Origin of the sequence: Lachnoanaerobaculum sanguinis, from assembly GCF_033242365.1 — a bacterium.
GTDB lineage: Bacteria > Bacillota > Clostridia > Lachnospirales > Lachnospiraceae > Lachnoanaerobaculum > Lachnoanaerobaculum sanguinis.
In genome coordinates, this window is the sequence record NZ_BTHK01000026.1 from 1 (window position 1) to 21,296 (window position 21,296).

The 21,296-nt window shown below is 36.3% G+C and carries 18 protein-coding genes; all 18 read right to left on the reverse strand.

Annotated features, from left to right (window positions below):
- Window positions 1-139: 139 nt before the first annotated feature.
- On the reverse strand, window positions 140-1,405 hold the full coding sequence (locus SBH76_RS12835; RefSeq protein WP_317978094.1) for a glycoside hydrolase family 10-like protein: 1,266 nt from the start codon (window positions 1,403-1,405) through the stop codon (window positions 140-142).
- Window positions 1,406-1,513: 108 nt separating this feature from the next.
- Entirely contained in the window at window positions 1,514-3,763 is a 2,250-nt protein-coding gene (locus SBH76_RS12840) for a DNA internalization-related competence protein ComEC/Rec2 (protein WP_331678166.1), read from the reverse strand.
- A 3-nt stretch (window positions 3,764-3,766) separates the two neighbouring features.
- Window positions 3,767-4,690, reverse strand: coding sequence for a GerMN domain-containing protein (locus SBH76_RS12845; RefSeq protein ID WP_317978096.1), 924 nt, complete (start codon window positions 4,688-4,690; stop codon window positions 3,767-3,769).
- Entirely contained in the window at window positions 4,687-6,147 is a 1,461-nt protein-coding gene (locus tag SBH76_RS12850) for a sensor histidine kinase (protein ID WP_317978106.1), read from the reverse strand. Before SBH76_RS12850 ends, SBH76_RS12845 begins: the two co-directional genes overlap by 4 nt.
- A gap of 4 nt (window positions 6,148-6,151) precedes the next feature.
- Window positions 6,152-7,018 carry a DegV family protein gene (locus SBH76_RS12855; protein ID WP_317978097.1) on the reverse strand — a complete coding sequence of 289 codons (867 nt, stop codon included), beginning with the start codon at window positions 7,016-7,018 and terminating at the stop codon, window positions 6,152-6,154.
- The gene (locus tag SBH76_RS12860) at window positions 7,018-7,185 is read right to left on the reverse strand and encodes a hypothetical protein (protein WP_007594506.1); all 168 of its coding nucleotides are present in this window, start codon (window positions 7,183-7,185) and stop codon (window positions 7,018-7,020) included. The genes SBH76_RS12855 and SBH76_RS12860 overlap by 1 nt, the downstream gene beginning before the upstream one ends.
- The gene (locus SBH76_RS12865; RefSeq protein WP_317978098.1) at window positions 7,182-8,162 is read right to left on the reverse strand and encodes a dipeptidase; all 981 of its coding nucleotides are present in this window, start codon (window positions 8,160-8,162) and stop codon (window positions 7,182-7,184) included. The genes SBH76_RS12860 and SBH76_RS12865 overlap by 4 nt, the downstream gene beginning before the upstream one ends.
- A complete protein-coding gene (locus SBH76_RS12870; protein ID WP_317978099.1) occupies window positions 8,159-9,532 on the reverse strand; it encodes an MATE family efflux transporter in 1,374 nt (457 codons plus the stop codon). Before SBH76_RS12870 ends, SBH76_RS12865 begins: the two co-directional genes overlap by 4 nt.
- A gap of 23 nt (window positions 9,533-9,555) precedes the next feature.
- Window positions 9,556-11,577 (reverse strand): glycoside hydrolase family 13 protein, encoded by a 2,022-nt coding sequence (locus tag SBH76_RS12875; RefSeq protein WP_317978100.1) that lies wholly within the window; start codon window positions 11,575-11,577, stop codon window positions 9,556-9,558.
- Entirely contained in the window at window positions 11,578-13,404 is a 1,827-nt protein-coding gene (gene ftsH, locus SBH76_RS12880) for an ATP-dependent zinc metalloprotease FtsH (protein WP_317978101.1), read from the reverse strand.
- Complete coding sequence (gene hpt / locus SBH76_RS12885; RefSeq protein ID WP_315036267.1) at window positions 13,404-13,943, reverse strand: hypoxanthine phosphoribosyltransferase; 540 nt, start codon at window positions 13,941-13,943, stop codon at window positions 13,404-13,406. The genes ftsH and hpt overlap by 1 nt, the downstream gene beginning before the upstream one ends.
- Window position 13,944: 1 nt before the next feature.
- On the reverse strand, window positions 13,945-15,441 hold the full coding sequence (gene tilS, locus SBH76_RS12890) for a tRNA lysidine(34) synthetase TilS (RefSeq protein ID WP_317978102.1): 1,497 nt from the start codon (window positions 15,439-15,441) through the stop codon (window positions 13,945-13,947).
- Between the two features lies 1 nt (window position 15,442).
- Window positions 15,443-15,751, reverse strand: coding sequence for a septum formation initiator family protein (locus tag SBH76_RS12895; RefSeq protein ID WP_007594520.1), 309 nt, complete (start codon window positions 15,749-15,751; stop codon window positions 15,443-15,445).
- Window positions 15,752-15,822: 71 nt separating this feature from the next.
- On the reverse strand, window positions 15,823-16,830 hold the full coding sequence (gene asnA / locus SBH76_RS12900) for an aspartate--ammonia ligase (RefSeq protein ID WP_317978103.1): 1,008 nt from the start codon (window positions 16,828-16,830) through the stop codon (window positions 15,823-15,825).
- A gap of 139 nt (window positions 16,831-16,969) precedes the next feature.
- On the reverse strand, window positions 16,970-17,392 hold the full coding sequence (locus SBH76_RS12905; RefSeq protein ID WP_315036311.1) for an Hsp20/alpha crystallin family protein: 423 nt from the start codon (window positions 17,390-17,392) through the stop codon (window positions 16,970-16,972).
- A gap of 201 nt (window positions 17,393-17,593) precedes the next feature.
- The gene (locus SBH76_RS12910; RefSeq protein WP_007594525.1) at window positions 17,594-18,424 is read right to left on the reverse strand and encodes a phosphoenolpyruvate hydrolase family protein; all 831 of its coding nucleotides are present in this window, start codon (window positions 18,422-18,424) and stop codon (window positions 17,594-17,596) included.
- Window positions 18,425-18,448: 24 nt separating this feature from the next.
- Window positions 18,449-19,666 (reverse strand): Tm-1-like ATP-binding domain-containing protein, encoded by a 1,218-nt coding sequence (locus SBH76_RS12915; protein WP_317978104.1) that lies wholly within the window; start codon window positions 19,664-19,666, stop codon window positions 18,449-18,451.
- 239 nt (window positions 19,667-19,905) lie between these two features.
- Complete coding sequence (locus SBH76_RS12920; RefSeq protein WP_317978105.1) at window positions 19,906-21,099, reverse strand: phosphoenolpyruvate hydrolase family protein; 1,194 nt, start codon at window positions 21,097-21,099, stop codon at window positions 19,906-19,908.
- Between the last annotated feature and the right edge of the window lie 197 nt (window positions 21,100-21,296).

Below are 21,296 nucleotides of genomic sequence, written 5' to 3' on the forward strand. Positions count from 1 at the left end.
TAGTTACATTATAACATGTAACGGAGAAAGATGGTTATCGTTAGCCATCTTTTTTTATGTAAAAACTTAAGGAGGAGTGACTCATTTTAAGTAACTCCTCCCTCTTTTATGACTGCCATTTCCCGACAGCCCCCGGATTCTACTGATTTGTAAATGCTGTTTGTAAATTATTAAGTTCCAAAACGGCCGGTGCCTCTCTGAAGTTTTGGTATGCAAAGATTCCAAATCCTGAAACTTCTCCGGTTTCTCTTGCAGCCTTTACCTGCCTTAATAAGATATCATTATATCTTAACCATTCCGAAACTGCATTGCCGTCCTTTATATCCTTTCCGGTTCTGTAAAGTCCAAGACCTATATACAGCTTTACATTGCTGTTACTCTTTCTCTTTAACTCCACCCAGCTGTTTAAACAATTTATATATGAATGTGGTGCCAATATACCTGTTCTTGTTTTTGCTTCAAAACCGTGGTATAGCTGCGGCATTATATAATCTATATATTCATTTGAAGCCATCCATCTATCAATATCTACAAAATATGATTTATCACTTCTCAGATTTGATAAAAGCGCTACAGGACTGATTCCGAAAACCGCCTGAGGACGAGCTTCATGTACCGCCTTATATACATCTTTTACAAGCATTGACACATTTTCTCTTCTCCACTGTGTAATACCCAAACTGCTGCCTGAAGCATCATATTCCGCCTTGTCAAAACTCTTTGCCGGATCACTGTCATTTAATGAAGGATAAAAATAATCATCAAACTGTACACCGTCAACCTCATAGTTTTTACAAATTTCACTGATTGAATTCACAAGATAGCTTCTAACCTCCGCACTTGAAGGGTTCAGATAATAATTGCCGTCATGTAATAATACATTCCTCTGCTTTGAAGGATCTCCCATCCACTGCTTCACTATTGAATTATCCGGTATATTTTTCATCATAGAATTGGTAACTCTATAAGGATTTACCCAAGCATGAAATGAAAGTCCCTGTTTGTGAGCACTCTCAATCATATACTCCAGAGGATCAAAATTCGGATTCGAATCTTTTGTGACCATAAACTTTGACAATGGGAAGGATTTCAACTTCTGACCGTAGCTGTCCGAATGACTGTGCACATGGCAAAATATAGCATTCATTCCGCGATTTTTTATATCCGACATAACTTGATCTGCACGTTTCTTAAATGCCTCAACATCTGACGGCATCTCACTCCAGTCAATATATGAAAACCATACTCCTCTAAGTTCTTTTTGCTCTACAACTGCGCTTTTAACAGTACCGTTTCTCTTTACAGGTGTAACCGCCGCATAAACTTGCAAAGAGGCCAAAGTATTTATTATCAATACTATAGCTATAAGTTTGCCGATCAGTCCACTAAACCACGTTCTCTTCATCTTCATCTCACTCTCTATTTTTTAAGTATAATAAAATCACTTAATATCATACTATAGCCAAGATAAAAAACCAATATCAACTTCCTTAAAGACTGATTACAAATACTTTTATCTAAGTTTCACTTCTATCGCCCCCGTTTTTGAAGTTTCAAATATAATACAACCGTTTTCTTTTAATGTCTCTATAGTTTCAGGACTTGGATGTCCGTAATGATTATTTTTTCCACAGGATATAACGGCATAATCGGGACTTACATTTTCTATAAAAGCTTTTAGAGAAGAGTTCTTTGAACCGTGATGAGCCACCTTTAGTATATCCACTTTCCCTATATCAAAGTATTTTAATATGCTCTCCTCGCTGCTTTTACCGATGTCTCCTGTAAATAAGAGTCTTTTTCCATAAGTCTCTATAACAAATGTCTGACTTTGCTCATTCACATTTTCTTTATCCGATTTGTCAGGCCAAAGACAGTCTATCTTTAAATTTTTTCTTTCAAAACAATCACCCATACTCAAATATCTTATATTGCACCCGGCCTCAACTGCAGCTTTCTTTAATTCATCATATGACTTATCTTTCATTGCCTGATACGGAAGAAACATATTCTCTATTTTTATATCCGTTTCAAGAAGATACAGTATTCCGCTTATATGATCGATATCCGAATGTGTGATAAAGCTCATCTCAATATCATCCACTCCCTTATATAAAAGAAAAGGCTCCATACTGTATTCACCCAAAGAAGGCTTTGATGTGCTGCCGCCATCTATCAATATATCCAAATCATCAATATGCATATAAATGCCGTCACCCTGTCCCACATCAAGATACACAACACTTTCAGTTTTAAAAAAAGGATATAAAATAAGAACTGCAACTAAAGAAAGTAAAAGATATTTTTTTCTACACCTCAATATAGATATCGCAATTATACCAAGCAGTAAAATATAATAAATAAGTATCTGCCAAAACTTTGGCCTGCCAAATGCAATATAGTGATAAGGTAAATACTTGGTGGCAATACAAAGAAAATCATAAAATCTCAGAATTAAAACAGTAAATACACTTATATATTTATATAAAGTCAGTCTCAGTATATTTAAAACCAAAGAAAGCATAGAAGAATAAAGCACAAAGCTCATAAGCGGTATAACTAAAATATTGATTAAGAAAGCATATAATGGGAATGTATAAAAATAATATAATGTAACCGGTAAGGTCAAAAGCTGAACTCCGATACTTACGACAAGAATTTTAAATACTCTATAACTACAGGAGGATTTGTCCTTCTTTTCCACAGGCCTAAATCTTTTTATAATAAATGCAATCGGTCCTCCAAGACTTAAAACTGCCGCAAAAGAAAGCTGAAAGCTTAATCCGAAGGGCTCAAACGGTGAAATAAGGCATATGCCTACCGCACTGATACTGAGTGCGGATATAATACAATAACTTCTCCCCAACACCTCAGCAATAAAATACAATATAAGCATTGTACTTGCTCTTACAATACTTACACTATCACCTACCAATAATCCGTAAAACACCAAAAATACACTCGCAAGACTTGCTGAAAGCAAAAAACTTCTTTGAAGTATTTTTCTGAGAAGCTTGTAGAGCCCTATACCGAGCAATGAAACATGAAGACCGGAAATAGCAAGTATATGAGCTATTCCACTTCTTTGATACAGTTTATAAGTACCTTTATCAAGTTCTCCCCTCATACCAAGTATGGTTGCTTTTATAAATCCGGCTCTGTTGGACTCAAAAGTCTCATCTATTTTTGTACTAAGGTATTGTCTTAATAAAAAGAAAAACTCACCTACCTTATCATAGCTTTTATCAACCACCATATAGTCGCTTACCGACATTTTTACATATATACCCTTGGTTTTATAATAGCTTTTTGCATCAAATTCACTGGGGTTGGTCCCTTTACTTATCTCTTCCAACTTCCCTTCAAACTTCACCTTATTTCCAATGTGAATGTCATTTAAAAAGATTTCATCTTTCAGATAGTAGATTACTCCTTCACAGATAATCATTGCATTATCATCTTTGAAAATAATATTTTTAACTCTTCCACATAATGAAGTGCTTTTTTCATTATTATCCACATCAGCTATAAAATTATTCATATATCGGATTTCATATTTGATTCTTAAAATAAAGATACTGCATATCAGAAAAAATATCAGAAAGTAAATTAATTTGAATTTTATAATTTTTTTGTAATTTAGTACAAATAAGACCGCGGCCGCGACGGGAATTCCCGTCGCAAGCCTGTATATACTGAAATAATACCCTAAAAGCTCTCCAAGCAAACAGGCCGTTACTATAAGTACACATGGTCTTTTCATTTTTTAATCCTCTTTTAGATAATCAAGATTTCTCTCTACAGAAGTTCCCAAAGAGATTGTATTATATTTTTTATCGGATTTTCCGTTCACAAGTATCTGCACTCTGCTTATATTAGGCAATTCGGAAAGTGAATCCACTATCGAGTATATTGTAATACTGTCAAGAACATCCGGTATTGCATTGAGGAAGGCCTCATCAAAATTTACATAACAGATGCCCTCATTCATTGTGACACTTACCACCTTTGTATCACTTGGTATAGTAGCCTTCAAACCGGCCGTTTCAGGTCCTTTTATAAGCTCATCAACTATAATTCTCTCTTTTGACGTATTGATATCATAAAACACATCTCTTGCCTCTGTCACCAGCTCTGTCCCCGATTCATCTGCAAAGTAAAGCAAAAGTGTGGCTTTTTCAAAGCTGTTTATATTTGAAACATTATTTATAAAGTTGTTGGCACTTATAAGCCCCACATTTTCTCCCAAGGCATTTACAAGAGGCTGATCTCCTGAACGAATACTTATATATTCTATCCCCTCTATCTGTGTAAATGTCTTTGCCAAGGCCGCTCTTGCAAGTACTTCTCTGGTCACATCCATTCCCTGATAGTTTGTATCAAAGTTTAAATATAAAATATTTCCGTCTATATCAAATCCTTGATATGTAACCTTGTCAGGTAGGGCTACAACCGCTTCCAAATCATCCGGCACCTTTAAAAAATGTGTCATAAGTTCTTTTATCAGTCCGTTTGTATCGCTCTTACCTGAAGCTGCGGTGTATCGGCTTTCCACAAGAGTATTAATATTTGTATTTAAATAATAAATATTGTATTCATTTTCCGCTAAAGATTGTGTCTCCTTTTTCTTACAGGATATAAGAGTTATAGAAAGTAGAACAATTACAATGATCAAAAATTTGTTTCTCACTTCTTATCCCTCCTTTTTACATGATTTAGAGGAATTCTGACTGTAAACGTAGTTCCCTCACCCTCTTTACTTGAAACTTTTATAATGCCGTCATGTAAATGAACTACATTCCTTGTGATAGCAAGTCCCAAGCCGGTACCTCCTGTCTGCCTGGATCTTGCCTTATCTATGCGGTAAAATCTTTCAAAGATAAGATCTTGGTACTCAGGTGCTATTCCGTCTCCGGAGTCTTTTACCTTTATATAGAAAAACTTATGATCCGCGTCAATACTTACCTTTACAAAACCGCCATCCTTGTTATACTTGATTGCATTTTCTATGAGGTTATTTATGGCCAGTGACAACTTGGTTTCATCCACATCGGCACTTACCTCTCTGATAGTCTCAAAAGTCATTTCTATATCACGCTTTTGTGCTATAGGTCTCAGTCTTTTCAAGATTTGTTTTATAAGTTGATTTATATCAATCTGCTCGGTTACCAAAGTGGTAGCTGACTTATCAAGCTTCACCAAAGAGAGAAGGTCATCTATTATCTTTGCCTCTCTGTCTATCTCATCCGAAATATCCTGCATAAACTCCGCATACATCTCATTAGGTACATTTTCCATGCTCATTAAAGAATCCGCCAATACTCTTATAGATGTAATAGGTGTCTTTAACTCATGTGACACATTAGCCACAAACTCATCTCTGGATTTATCCGCATCCTGTAACTTTGCGAGTGTGGTATTGATATTTTCAGAAATAGATTTGGTCAACTGATATTCATTATGCTCTATCTTTTGATCAAGCTTTCCATAGCCTATACTTGATATATCATCTCTTAAATTTATAAGCGGCTTTAACAGTCTTCCGCCTATTATAACAGAGAGTACAAATACTATTGCTGAAAGTGTTATATATAAAAACCTCTCGGTATTTCCAACACCTTCAGCTACCGAAACCAGATTCTCTGTAGACGCAATAAACATTAAGACTCCGTCTATATTCTGGTTATCAATATTCTCATATATCGGCATTGTTTGCAGTATATATGACTTGGTCTTATTGTATATATTTGTATTTGTGCCGTTGAATGTACCTATTATTTCCGGAGAGATGTTTATCTTACCTGTTGCCAGATTAAAAGTATCTTCAATAGTTGTATAGGATTTATCTATTATAACTATTCTACCGTTATATATATCCGCTACTGTATCTATCTCGGATCTTATAACCTCCCTGTTATCGGAATTTTTCAAAAAATTTCCTCTTGTGAGTTTGTTGCTGAGCATAAGACATTTTGTCTGCAACTCTATTTTCCTTGCATCCACTCTTGAGGTAAAATTTGTACGGCTTACAATTCCTCCATATATAAATATAGGTAAGACACCGAAAAGTAAAAATACTACAGACAAAAGCACCCTCAAATTTATAGGAGGCAGTTTAAATTTCGTTTTTTTCTTTTCAACATCCATAATCTTAATTGTCACTTGACTTTCTTGCTGCAGCAACAGCAACCGTTCCCGGGCCTATATGTGTTGCCACGGAAAGTGAAAGATTAACTATATCCACCTTTCCAAAAACAGGCTCAAGCTCTGCTGCAAATTCATTTGCAAAATCGAGCGCATCATACTGTGCTATCATTACTCTGGAATTTTTAGCATCCGGATCATCAAGTCTCTCTGCAAGATCCTTTTTTAACGCTTCAAGCATTATCTGCTTTGCCTGTTTAAATGTTCTGGCTTTTCCATAAGCATCAATCTTTGATTCATGAATTTGAAGTACAGGTTTTATCTTCAGCAATGAAGCAAGAGCGGCTGCCATAGGTGTAATCCTTCCGCCCTTTTTAAGATATTTCAAATCACTTACCATCAAATATATTCCCGACTTGCCTGCATCGGCTTCAAGTTTTTCCTTTATCTTTTCAGGTGACATGCCCTCTTTAAGCATCTCTATTGCATCCAAACCGGCACTTATCTGTGTGATTGATATTCTCTTATTATCCACTACAAATACCTTACCGAAAAACTCATCCTCATTTGAAAGCATTGTTGCCGTATCACATGAACCTGAAAGCCCTGATGTCATAGGTATATGTATTATTGAATCATACTCTTTTAAAAGTTCAGTCCACAGATCCATCACATCTTCAGGTGAAGGCTGTGATGTCACTATATCGGCACCGTTCTTTTGTAATCTTAAGAACTCATCATATGTAATATCCTTACCGTCTAAATATTCTTTTCCGTCTATCATAAACGGCATAGGCAAAATATACATGCCAAGCTCTCTTGCCTCTTCCTTTGTCAAACCACTGTTACTATCCAATACAACCGCTGTACTCATTAGCCTCTATCCTTACCCTTTGCTATTTCATCAATTACATTATTTTTAATCATATCATCTATGATATCATTTCCGCTTTTTTCTTCATCCTCTTCCATCTTTGCATGTAGTACATAGACTGCACATACAAAGACAAGTATCAAAATAAGCACCGCTATTCTGATCATTTAACCACTTCCTTTATAATCCTGAGTGCATTTTTATATGTTATATTTTCAATAAGACTTGCGCTAAAGCCTTCCCTCTCCATTGCATCTGTCAAGAGTCCCATTCCCCCTGCATCCTTCCACTCTAAAATATCACTGAATCCGTCATAGTCCGAGCCCAGAGCCACAAACTCGCTTCCTCCAACATTTACCATATATTTGAGCATATCTATAGTATCGTCTATATAGGCTTTTCTTTCTCTGTTTGAAAAATCCTTCGATAAGAACTCAGGATAAAAGTTAAGCCCCGAAATGCATCCTTTATTTGCCATCTTCTTTATCATATCATCAGTCAAATTTCTCGAATGATTGCATACCGCTCTGGCATTGGAGTGACTCGCAACAAAAGGTCTCTTTGCAATATCAATTATATCATAAATTCCCGCATCCGAAAGATGTGAAACATCAACTATTATTCCCAACTCTTCCATTTTTTCCACAACCTCAAATCCGAAAGGTTTAAGACCGTTGTCTTTATCAGGGGTATAGCCGACACATTCACCGTTTTCTATAATTCGTTTATTACCGAAGCCTATACAGTTTTCAAAATTCCAGGTAAGAGTTATCATCCTTACACCTCTGTTGTAAAAGTGTATAAGATTTTCTATACTGCCCTCTATCGCCTCACCCTCTTCTATTGTGAGGAATGCCGAAATCTTATTGTTTTCCCTGTTTTTTTGGATATCGCTATAGCTTTTTGCAAACGCAATATCAGACGAATTTTTCTCTATTTCTTCTTCATACAAATCAATCAGTTCATTTACATATTTATATGGTGAGTCCACCTCTTTTAAATATGTAAACATAGCAAAGCATTGTAAAAGTACATCTGATTTTTTCAGCTTGCTTATATCAATCATTAAATCATTCTCTTTTAGACTTATACCCTTATTTTTATATATTTCACTGATTGTATCACAATGTAAATCAACTATCATGTTTCCCCTTTTTTCAAATCCTTATGCCACCATTTTCCTGATATAAATCTATATGCAAAATTTGACGATCGAAATACCCAGTCTATAATCATTGCACACCATACACCTATTGCTCCTATATGAAAAACATTGGCTATAAAAAGTGATGTTGCAAATCTGAATACCGCCATTGAAAACAGACTTACCGTCATAGTAAACTTCACATCATTTCCTGCTCTTAGTGCATTAGGAAGTATAAAGCTTAGAGGCCATAAGAATACCGCCATTCCCATATGTATCCATACCAGTACGGCTGTAAGCTCTCTTGTGGCATCCGATACCTTATATATTGAGATAAAAAAGCTTTGAAATCCCAATATAAATATAGTGGGAATTATAATGACCGCATATCCTATAAACATCAGTTTTTTTACATAGTATTTAGCTTCTTTATAATTTCCCGCACCCACACATCTTCCTATGACCGTTATCATAGCAATACTTATCGCATTGCCCATGTTTACGCCAAGTCCGTCAAGATTATTTGCTATGGCATTGGCCGCTATCTCCGCTCTTCCAAAGTTTGAAATTATGGAAACTACAGCAACCCTTCCGACCTGAAACAGTGAGTTTTCAATTCCTGAAGGTATTCCGATATAAAGTATCCTTCTCATATAGTCCATTCTCAGTCTGAATACCTCTTCTAACTTCAAATAAACTATAGCATTTTTATTCCTTGATGCAAGTATTGTTATAGCAATAGCGGCTACACCTCTTGATATAACACTCGGTATAGCCACACCGGCCACTCCCATATGTAATACAAAGATTCCGACACTGTTTCCGACTACATTTATTATATTCATAAGTATGCTGACTTTCATGGAAGTCTTTGAATCTCCTATACTTCTGTATATAGCCGCGCCTGAATTATATATTGCCAGCATAGGAAAACTTATTGCGGTTATTGTCAAATACTGCTTGCTTGCCTCAAACACCTCATTATCTATATTACCGAAAAGCATTGATATAAGAGGATGAGCGAATATTATAACAAGTATGGAAATAATAACGGAAACCGAAAATGTCATAATCTCAAGCTGAGCAGCCGCAGTACATGCATCGTCGTTTTTCCTTGCACCTATAAACTGACTGATTACTACTGCACCGCCTGTTGCAAGTGCAGCAAGTAAAGATATAAGCACATTGTTTACCATATCAACAAGCGACACTCCCGATACTGCCGCCTCACCTGCAAAGCTTACCATAACGGTATCCGACATTCCTACAGCTATGGCCAGAAACTGCTCGATAATCAGCGGAACTATAAGCAGTTTCAAATCAGTATTACTGAATAATTTCCCGGTATATTTTTTATTATCCTGTTCCATATATTCTCCATATAGCCGTCGCTTTACAAGTTCTCACTCACCAGTAAATATCCCGAATGTGGTTCTATCTCCATGTTCACATGGCCGTTATCATTAAAATATGTTACCATTCCTACATTGTAACCTGTAGGATTTGTATATATTACTCTGCTTATAGCCGCATTATCTCTCATACCTGTGAGATAGAGCGGAATATCTATTTTCTTTTTTTCTCTTCCGGTATGAATTATAATTACAGATACATTATCTTTTGAAACTCTTGCATAACCTACTATACCGTCTTTTGAAATAAGTTTTATCAAAGAGCCGTGTTTTAACTCTTTTCTTATTCTATGCCATCTGTTCATATATCTGTGATACTCTAAAAGTTCAAGATTTTCATTTCCCCAAGGATATGTTCTCCTGCTGTCCGGATCTGTAAAACCGCATACTCCGACCTCGTCACCATAGTATACGGTAGGTGCACCCGGCAGAGTTAACTGCATCATTATGGCCTGCCTCATAACTTCAAGCTTTACACCTAAGCTTGCATCCTCTGATTTATGAGTATTTATTCTTCCTACAATACCGTTTGTTCTTGTCAGGAATCTGGAATGATCATGATTTGAAAGCTGAATCATAGATACAAGTGCTACATCATAATGCATTTTTCCAAGCGCATTCTTTAACATCATAAAGAACACATCTGCATTTCCCTTAAGGCTCATATCCTCTCTGTCGGAATGTTTTTCAAGGCCTGTCAGAAACCAGCTCACCGGCTCCATAAAGCCGTCATAGTTCATTACTCCGTCCCAACACTTGCCGTCCAGCCAAAAACTCGGATCACCGTAATGCTCGGCAAGAATAATTGCGTCCTTGTTTACGGATTTTACCGCATCTCTGAACATAGTCCAAAACTTATGGTTAAACTCTTTTGTATATCCGAGATCTGCCGCTACATCAAGTCTCCAACCGTCCACATTAAAAGGCGGTGATATCCACTTCTTTGCAATTCTAAGTATCTCATCAACCAGCTTTTGACTGTTTTCATAATAGAGCTTCGGCAAGGTATCATGTCCCCACCAGCCGTCATATTCCGTTCCGATAAAGTTAAAGTATGATCTGAATTCACTTTCTTCTGACCAGTATGCACCTATCGGATATTCTTCATCCGCTCTTTTATAAATACCCTCTTTGTCCATCCATTTATTAAAGGATCCGCAGTGATTAAATACTCCGTCTATAATCACTTTGATATTTTTCTTATGAGCTTCTTTTACCAGTTTTATAAATACTTCATTACTTGCCTCAAGATTTTTCCTACTTGTAACTCTTTTTACATACTTTGCGGCATTTTTATTGTCACTGTCAAACTCACCTAAAACTCCGTCCGTATCCTCCACAATTTTTCCTATATGGGGATCGATGTAGTCATAGTCCTGCGTATCATATTTGTGATTTGAAGGTGATACAAATAGAGGGTTAAAGTATATCACCTCAACCCCAAAGTCCTTTAAGTAGTCCAGTTTTTGTAAAACGCCCTCCAAGTCTCCGCCATAGAAATATCCCACATCAAAGTTTGAAGGATATTCATTCCAATTTTCCTTATGTTTTACAGGTAAACCTATATATATATATTCATCATCCACGACATCATTGGTTTCATCTCCACGATTGAATCTGTCGATGAATATCTGATACATTAAAGCTCCCTTTGCCCACTCAGGCAAAGAGAAGTCTTTATTGTATTCAAACAATGTGTCTTCTTTTAAATAATCCGTAACTCCGAATCTTGTATAAAAGAGAGTTCTTCCGCCCTCATTTATTTTAAAATAATATTTGAAATAATTTACATCATTCAAATCAGCGTAGTAATAATCAAAGTATTCACTTGAACGAAGCTTTTCCATCTTTGATTCACTACCATCAAAATGATTTACCAAAAAAATTTCCGGCTTATCATCCTTAAAAACCCTTATCTGTATTCGTATTTCCTGTCTATTTTTAAGGCTTTGTAATGATATATAATCTATCGTTTCATCACTAAAAATACCTTCAATATTCATTTAAAATAACGCCTCAAATTCTTCAAAACCTATCTTTTCTTTCTCTATAAGAAGCTTAGCACATGACTCAAGCACATACTTTCTCTTCAATATTATCTCTTTCGCCTTTTTGTGGCAATCATTGATAATGTTTCTGACTTCCTCATCAATCATACTTGCAGTCTCTTCGCTGTATCCCTTTGTCTGACCGAAGTCTCTTCCTATGAATATTTCATCACCTTCATTGCCGTAATTTACAAGTCCGGCTCTATCGTTCATACCGAACTCCATCACCATTGCCTTTGCAACCTTTGTCGCCTGCTTTATGTCTGAGCTTGCTCCTGTCGTAATGTCACCGAAGATGATTTCTTCCGCTATTCTTCCTCCAAGACTTACCATTATGTCATTTAACATCTTGGATTTTGTATTAAACATCTGATCCTCGCCCGGCAAAGGCATTGTATATCCTGCAGCACTTACACCTGTAGGTATAATGGAAATGGTGTGTACCGGTCCTACTCCTTCAAGTTCTCTGAAAAGTATGGCATGTCCGGCCTCATGATATGCGGTAATCGCTTTTTCCTTTTCACTTACTATTCTTGATTTCTTCTCAGTACCTATTCCCACTTTTATAAATGCTCTGTTTATATCATCTGCACAAATATAAGCCTTTCCTTCCCTTGCGGAAAGTATTGCCGACTCGTTCATAAGATTTTCAAGGTCCGCACCTGTAAATCCTGAAGTCTGTCTCGCCACCGAATGTAAGTCTACATCATCACCTAAAGGCTTTGATGAAGCATGTATCTTCAATATTGCTTCTCTTGCAGCTACATCAGGTCTGCCTACTGCAACTTTTCTGTCAAATCTTCCCGGTCTAAGGAGTGCAGGATCCAAAATATCTACACGGTTTGTTGCCGCCATCACTATGATGCCTTGATTTCCTCCAAATCCGTCCATCTCCACAAGGAGCTGATTTAGAGTCTGCTCTCTCTCATCGTGACTTCCGCCAAGTCCTGAACCTCTTCTTCTACCGACCGCATCAATCTCATCTATAAATATAATACATGGTGCATTTTTCTTGGCGTCCTCAAAAAGATCTCTGACTCTGCTTGCACCGACACCTACAAACATCTCCACAAAATCGGAACCTGATATTGTAAAGAAAGGTACTCCGGCTTCACCGGCCACCGCCTTTGCCAAAAGAGTTTTTCCGGTTCCCGGAGGTCCCACCAATATAATTCCTTTAGGAATTCTGGCACCAAGTCTTGTGTACTTGCCCGGATCCTTTAAAAAGTCTACAACTTCAGCCAGTTCTTCTTTCTCTTCCTCAAGTCCTGCAACCTTTGAAAAGTTTACATTTGCAGTCTTTACGATTCTGGCTCTGCTTTTGCCGAAATTCATCATCTTATTATTGCCGCCGGCGCCGCCTGCCGCAATCTTTCCGTTCATATACATGACAAAGAACATTACCATGACGGCCGCAAGTAATACCGGCAATACGGTATTTGTAAATATGCTCTCTCTCGGAACATCATCTAAGATATAAGTTATATCCTTAGCCTCCATTTTTTTGATGAACTCATTTACATCAGATATAAAATAATGTACTTCAGCTTTACCGTATTTATCCTGATCCTTGAAGTAAATTATAGCCTCACCTGTAGGAGTTTGTGAATTCTGTCTTATCTCTATCAGTCCGATATTATTCTCTTCAATTACGCTGTTAAACTCGGCAGAGTTAAGTTTTGTAATACTCAGCTGATTTCCCATGTTAAATATCAGCCATATTATAAGTGCCACAACAAACAGTAAGAAAAACATTCTTACCGGATTATCCGTTTTTTTCATTATTCTCCAATCTGGTCAGAAAGCTCCATAACCCCGATGTATGGAAGATTTCTATATCTCTGGTCGTAATCAAGTCCGTATCCCACCACAAACTTGTCCTCTATTTCAAAGCATACATAGTCTACAGTAACATCCTTTTCTCTTCTTGACGGCTTATCTAAAAGAGTACAAAGCTTTATTGACTTCGGTCCTCTCTTTTCCAATATATCAAGAAGATATGACAAAGTATTACCTGAATCAATAATATCTTCTACTACAAGTACATCCTTACCTGCTATACTGTCGTCCAGATCCTTTATTATCTTTACAACACCTGAGCTTGTAGTTTCAGCACCGTAGCTTGAAACACTCATGAAATCAAGTCTTACATTCAAATCAAGTCTCTTGGCAAGGTCACACATAAACATGACTCCACCCTTTAGCACACATATAAGTATCAAATCTTTGCCCTTGTAATCTGCATTGATTCTTCCCGCAATCTCCAAAATCCTTTTACTTATCTCATCTTCCGATATCAGTACTTCAACTTTTTCTTTCATATCATCTCCTACTTACTTCTATTTTTAAAATATTTTTTGTATTTTCATCTATTCTGTAGAGTTCTCCCGTTCTGTCAAGTCCGGCGTCCTCTCCGAATATATTGCTCTCTCTAAATATCCAAAGTATCTCAAAGCCCGTCGCAACAACTACATGTTCCCCTCTGATATTTAAAGGTATCTTATCATCCGTGAAAAGTTTTTTGACAGCCTTTCTGCCGGATTTTATATGTATAAAATCTCCGCTTTCACATCTTCTGATTACAATATTTTCCTCTATGATTTTTATCATATCATCTTTATTAATAATATTGTTTATACATATAGGTTTTCTATTATATTTTACTATATTTTCAAGGACTTTGTCAAAATCAAGCCACCTGATATTACCGGCTTTCGGAATGTCCTTAATATTGAAATTATCCAAAATCTTGTAGTTTATTTCAGGTAATACATATTTATCATCATCCGATTCTTTTTTATCTTCATCTGCAAATCTTATATTTTCATATTCATTGTAGACTTTTATTCCGTATTTTAAATCAAGCTTTTTTCCGTTTTCCGATTTTGCAAGATTCCATATATCCTCTATATGCACCATACCGATATCTTTTATTCCAAGCTCTTTACTCTTTAATACTTTTCTTAAAGTATACCTGATAATATATGTACTGATAATATGAGACTCATTAAGTAAGGCCTCTTTGTCTAATAAAAATTCATATTTGCCTTTGATTTTTAAATTCTTTTCACAAAATTTTATAGCTGAACTTTCAAAAAACTCATCGGCCTCAGCCGCAATTTTAGAAGATTTATAAAAATTATTGATCACATTACTGTTAACGTTTTTTTCAAGTATCGGAAAGACCTCGTTCCTTAAAATATTTCTTGTATAATCATTTTCCAGATTGGTACTGTCCGTCATATAATCTATACTGTTTCTTTTAAGATAGTCCTCTATTTCATCCCTTGAAAATGCCAGTAAAGGTCTTATAATATTTTTATTTCTTACCAAAATACCCTTTAATCCCGATATACCGCTACCCCTTGAAAGATTGTGAAGTATGGTCTCCGCATTGTCATTTTTATTATGAGCCACTGCAATTTTGATCTTGTTAAAATCCGATCCTTCCTTTAACGCTATATCTTTTGATACACTTTCAAAAGCCTCATATCTCATCTTTCTTCCGGCTTCTTCTTCACTTAGTTTATGCTCTTTTGCAATTCTCGGTATATCATAGTGAAAGCTGAAAAAACAAATATCAAGTTTTTCACAAAATTTCTTTACATAATTTTCATCACGACTTGCCTCTTCACCTCTTATACCATGATTTATATGTACGACAAAAAGCCTTATTTCTAAGGCTTTTTGTATACGACTCAGTGTATGCAACAGGCATATGGAATCTGCACCTCCACTTACACCGAGTACTATTCTATCTTTTTTTTCGATCAGATTATTATCCTCTATGAAATGACTAAACGTATCTATATCTAACATATTATTTTTCTGCCTTTATAGCAATCTCATCAGGAAAAACAAGTCCAAGTTTTTCTCTTGCCATTTCTATTATATAACTGTCGGTTTGAACATATTTTCTTTGTTCTTCAAGTTTCTTTGATCTTTCGTCTTCACTCTCAAGTTCTTCAATTACTTTTTGATTGTAGGACTCTCTTTTTGCCAATTCCTGTTTTATACTGTTTACCTTTAATCCGAGAATAATCGCTACAGATAAAACCACTCCGGTGACAAAAATTATCGCAAATTTATTTTCCGATATTGCGCCGGCTTTCTTTCTTTTTCTCGCCATAAAAACACTCCTTTTAAATTCCGGTGTCGGCTTTATTTAAAAACTGACATATTTTTAAGCGGCTACTGACTTTATAATAGTATCATTCTATTCTTTTTGCAAGCCTCAATCATATCGGCAGGCCAAACACTTGACTGAACTTCTCCAACATGTGCTTTGTTAAGAAGAAGCATACAAAGTCTGCTCTGTCCTATACCTCCACCTATTGTATATGGTAATTCTCCCGCCAAAAGAGCCTTATGGAAAGGTAAACTCTTTCTGTCAAGTGCATTTGCGGTCTTTAACTGAGCTTCCATTGCCGCTTCATCCACTCTGATACCCATACTTGATATTTCCAATGCACATTTTAAATTCTCAAACCAGAAGAGAATATCACCGTTTAACTCCCAGTCGTCATAGTCAGGTGCTCTGCCGTCATGAGGCTTTCCGTCTCCCAAAGCACCACCGATTTTCTCCACAAAAACACAGCCATGTTCTTTAACAATAAGATTTTCTCTCTCCTTCGGAGTCTTATCAGGATATCTAAGTCTAAGATCCTCTGATGTGATAAAGAATATATCATCCGGCAAATGGTTGACAGCCTCAGGATATTTATACCACACCTCATGCTCCATATGCTTGATCACTTTAAATATGGTTCTTACCGTATCTTCCAAAACCTCAATAGTTCTGTCTTCTTTTCTTATTACCTTTTCCCAGTCCCATTGATCCACATAGCATGAGTGAAGATTGTCAAGTTCCTCATCTCTTCTTATGGCATTCATATTTGTGTAAAGGCCTTCACCCGGCGCAAAATTATACTCACCAAGAGCCATTCTCTTCCACTTTGCAAGTGATTGAACAACTTCATACTCCTCATTAGGAACCCCGAGTATATCAAATGCTACAGGACGCTCAACTCCGTTTAAGTTATCATTCAATCCGCTTGACTTTGATACAAATAAAGGAGCTGAAACCCTCTCCAGATTCATTTCTTTTCCGAATTCTTTTTGAAATGTATCTCTGATATATTTTATCGCTTCCTGCGTCTGTCTTACACTTAATACAGGATCATAACCCTTTGGTAAAATCAATGCCATAAACAACCTCCGATATATAAATTCATACTCTTTAAAAAAATTATGATAACACTAAGTACCCCAATATACAATAGATAATGCCATAACTTAATAAAAAAGACAAAAGAAAAAAGACTGCCTTTTACAGCAGTCTTAAAAATTATTCAATTGCAATTGTCTTCGGCTCCTGTGGAAGTCTCTCTTTTTCCTTTGGCAAAGTGAGTTTCAAAATACCGTTGTTATATGAAGCCTTGATATCTTCCTCGGTTATTGCTTCTCCTACAAAGAAACTTCTCTGACATGAACCGAATCTTCTCTCTCTACGGATGTATTTATCCTGTTCATCCTTTTCATCTTTACTTTCCTCATGCTTTGCACTGATTGTAAGGTATCCGTCCTTTAAGCTTGCACTTATATCTTCCTTATTAAATCCCGGAATCTCTACACTCAGCTCATAGTTTCCTTCGACTTCCTTTACATCTGTCTTCATGCTTGGAGCCTCAAACTTTCTAAAATCTCTTCCAAAAAAATCATTATTAAAAAAATCATCAAATAAATTGTAACTTCTTCCCGGTAATAACATATCCATATCTCCTTCTTTAGTATTCATTATAGTTTGCAAATAAAACCTTGTAACAATATTGTTATCTATGTCTTATTTGTTATATGCATACTATAATACCAATTATTAGCACTGTCAATAGTTGAGTGCTAATTTTTTCAAAAAATTTTTATCATAAAAAACCGGCTCTTATTATGAGCCGGTCAAATTTGTCTCAATATATTATTTCTGTATTGCCTTAAATGCTTCTGTCTGTGATGTCATGCCTCTCTCTGATGCCAATCTCTCTATAGAAGAAGCTCCAAAGAAGCCGTCAATCTCAGGAACATGCTTTATTACATATGCAGCATCCTCAGGATCTGCAATAGGACCGCCATGGCAAATTACCATTATCTCCGGATTAACCTCACGACCTGCCTTAATGATCTCACGAATCTTTTCACAGCAATCGTCAAGGGTTAAAGCGGTTTCAGCTCCGATTGATCCCTTTGTTGTAAGTCCCATATGGGCAACTAAAATATCTGCACCTGCCTCTGCCATAGCCTTTGCCTGCTCAGGATCGAAAACATATGGACATGTTAACATATCAAGCTTATGTGCTTCTCTGATCATTTCTACTTCGAGCCCATATCCCATTCCTGTTTCCTCAAGATTTGCACGGAACTTACCGTCTATCAATCCTACTGTCGGGAAGTTTTGTACACCGTTAAAGCCTTGATCCTTTAATTGCTTTAAGAAAAGGTCCATTACACGGAACGGATCTGTTCCGCAAACACCTGCAAGGACAGGAGTGTTCTTTACTATAGGAAGTACTTCCGCACCCATTTCCTGTACAATTTTATTTGCATCACCATAAGCCAATAATCCTGATAAAGATCCTCTACCTGCCATTCTAAAACGCCCTGAGTTATAGATGATAAGCATATCGGCTCCGCCTTTTTCGCTGCACTTTGCTGTAATACCTGTTCCGGCACCGACACCTACAAGGATCTTTCCGGCTGCTACCTCAGATTTAAACTTGTCCATGATCTCTTTTCTTGATTGTCTGTTCATTTTATTTCTCCTTTACTTATATATTTATACTTCCAACATTTTAATAAGTTCTTCTGCAGCTCTTTGTGCAAAAGCTTTATCATTTATATTATTATCCATCTCGACTATATTAACTTTATCTGTGTCGATATTATTTTTTAATGTATCAAACAAAGCTTCATCCTCTTTAATTCCATAAAAAGGCTGACCTTGTGCATCAATCATTGATACTCCTTTTAAAGGTAGAATCAATACTGTCTTACCGGAAGATGCATTTAATTTTTCTGCAATCTTTTGACCGAATTTTATATTTTCTTCCACTGTAGTTCTCATTAGAGTAACTGTCGGATTATGTTTATAAAAATTACGATTTTTAAATTTCTCAGGGACAGTATCAATCGGTCCGAAGTTTACCATATCAAGTGCACCAACAGAAACAACCTGTGGAACATGATTTCTTCCCGCCGCTTCAAGTCTGTTAGGTCCGGCACCAAGTACTCCTCCGACTATTTCATCACACCACTCTGTTGTTGTAATATCCAGTACTCCTTTGAAAAATCCCGCATCTATAAGAGACTCCATAGTCTTTCCGCCTGTTCCCGTTGCATGGAAAACAAGTACTTCATAACCACGCTCTTCCAAATACTCTTTTGCAAAATCCACACATGGAGTAGTTACTCCGAACATTGTAGCGGCAATCAAAGGTTTTTCATCTTCCTCAACTTTTTTTATCTTATCCGCCATTCCCACCATTCCGGCAATAGCAAGTACCGCATTTTTAAATATTGTTTTTGAAATTTTATTCAGACCTGCAACATCCACTATAGAAGGCATCATTATTATGTCACTTGTCCCGACATACTGAGATACATTTCCTGAAGCCATGGTGGAAACCATCATTTTAGGTACACCGATAGGTAAGGCCCTCATTGCAGGTGTTACAAGTGATGTTCCTCCGGAACCTCCAAATGAGATGATACCGTCAAACTTTCCTTCAGCATAAAGCCTTGGAATCAACAGCTCCATTCCCTTTGATAAAGCCTCTGTGGCCATTGCCCTGTCTCTTCTTGAGACAATATCTTCAATATCATAGCCTGCTTCTTTTGCAATTTCTTTATTTGATACATCAACCTCAATCTCAGAATCAAATACACCGGTATTTATCATATATGCCTTTAACCCCAGTTCTTCTATCAGCTCTTTGACATATAGAAACTCTTCACCCTTAGTATCAAATGTACCTGCTACAGCAATAGTTTTCATCTAATCCTTTAGACTCCTTTCCGTTTAGACTTGTTACGATTCCTTATAAATAACCATGCTTTAATAATACCCTAAATATAAAAAAATTAAATGTCATTATTTTATCTTTTATTGTGTTTATTTTATATTCTAATTGTATTTTATATATTAAATATTGTTCTTATATTATCTTTTATAATATAAGAACAAAAAAACAACCTCTTATCGGTACCAAAAGAGATTGTTCTTCATATTTTTATTTATTTTTGTTTACGATATATTTCCGGAGATACTCCTATATACTTCTTAAAGATTTTGGTGAATTGAACATAATCCGTATAACCAACAGCCATTCCTATTTCCTTACAGGAAGTCTTGCCGTTTTTCAAGAGTTCTTTAGCTTTATTGAGCCTAAACCAAATTAAATATTCCGTGAATGACATCCCTGTATCTTTTTTGAATCTTATACTGTAATATGTCGGCGATATATGCGCCACCAAGGCCAGATCTCTAAGTTGAATTACTTCCATATAATGTTCTTCAATATACCTTTTTGCCATCTCGGTATAATCGGCTGTATTTAAACTTCCGTCTATAGCTTTTACAAAGAGGTCCTCACTGTTAAACTCTCCATAGCTTTTAAAGGCCTTCGTCGTATTATGAATTGCCCTTTCTATAGGTATTCTCTCAAATGTAGAACCGCCTATATACCCCTGACAGCTTGTATTTTGATACATATACTTCATATCTATCGGTGTACTTGCAGGTCCTGAATATATCATTCTTATAATATCTTTATTTTTTTCCTCGCAAACTTTAAATATATCTTCCGCCATCCTGTGAGCATCATATAATGACAATGATTTCTTTGCTCCCAAAAATCCTCCCTTCGTAAGTCCAAGATGAACACATATGGCATCCGCTCCGGCATCTATCATTCTTTTTGCCTCATATTCTGTAGTTACAAAAGCCACTGTAAACAGATCAAAATAATCGGCAAGCTTTATTGCCTCAATCTCTTTTTCAAATGAAGTGCCTTCCTCCTCCAATGCCTCGCGAAACTTCCCGTCTATCAAAGCCAGTGTGGGGAAATTTACAATTCCCGCAAATCCGCTCATTTTTATTTCCCTAATATATTCATATAGGTTTATTTCCGGATCCGAAGCCAATATTCCAAAAAGTATGGGAATGTTTTTTATAATAGGCAACAGTTCTCTTGTACCCAATTCCATAACAATATCATTGCTGTTACCATAACACAGATAGCTTGCATAGGAACTTCTGCCGGTAATACGATATTTTCCCGCACTGAGAGCCATTATAAAGTCTACACCTCCCATGGCAACATATTTGGCTGTCATGCCAGATCCCAAAGCCGCTCCGATAATATGACCGTTTACATTGATTTGCGCATGTAACATCTTTTTTATTGTTTCTCTATCCAAAGTTTTCATGTCCCCCACGCCGTATATTTTATCACTTTGTTTTATTATAAAGACATATAAAATAAATATCAAACCTGACTTCCGTCGTTTCTCTCAAAACCTAGTACTCTAGGTATCCAAGAGCATGCAGTTTTGAAAGAAATTGTCGACTTCAGCTTTGGTTAAATAGAGGGCATCAAGGTTACTAAAACCAACCAGTTTTTTAA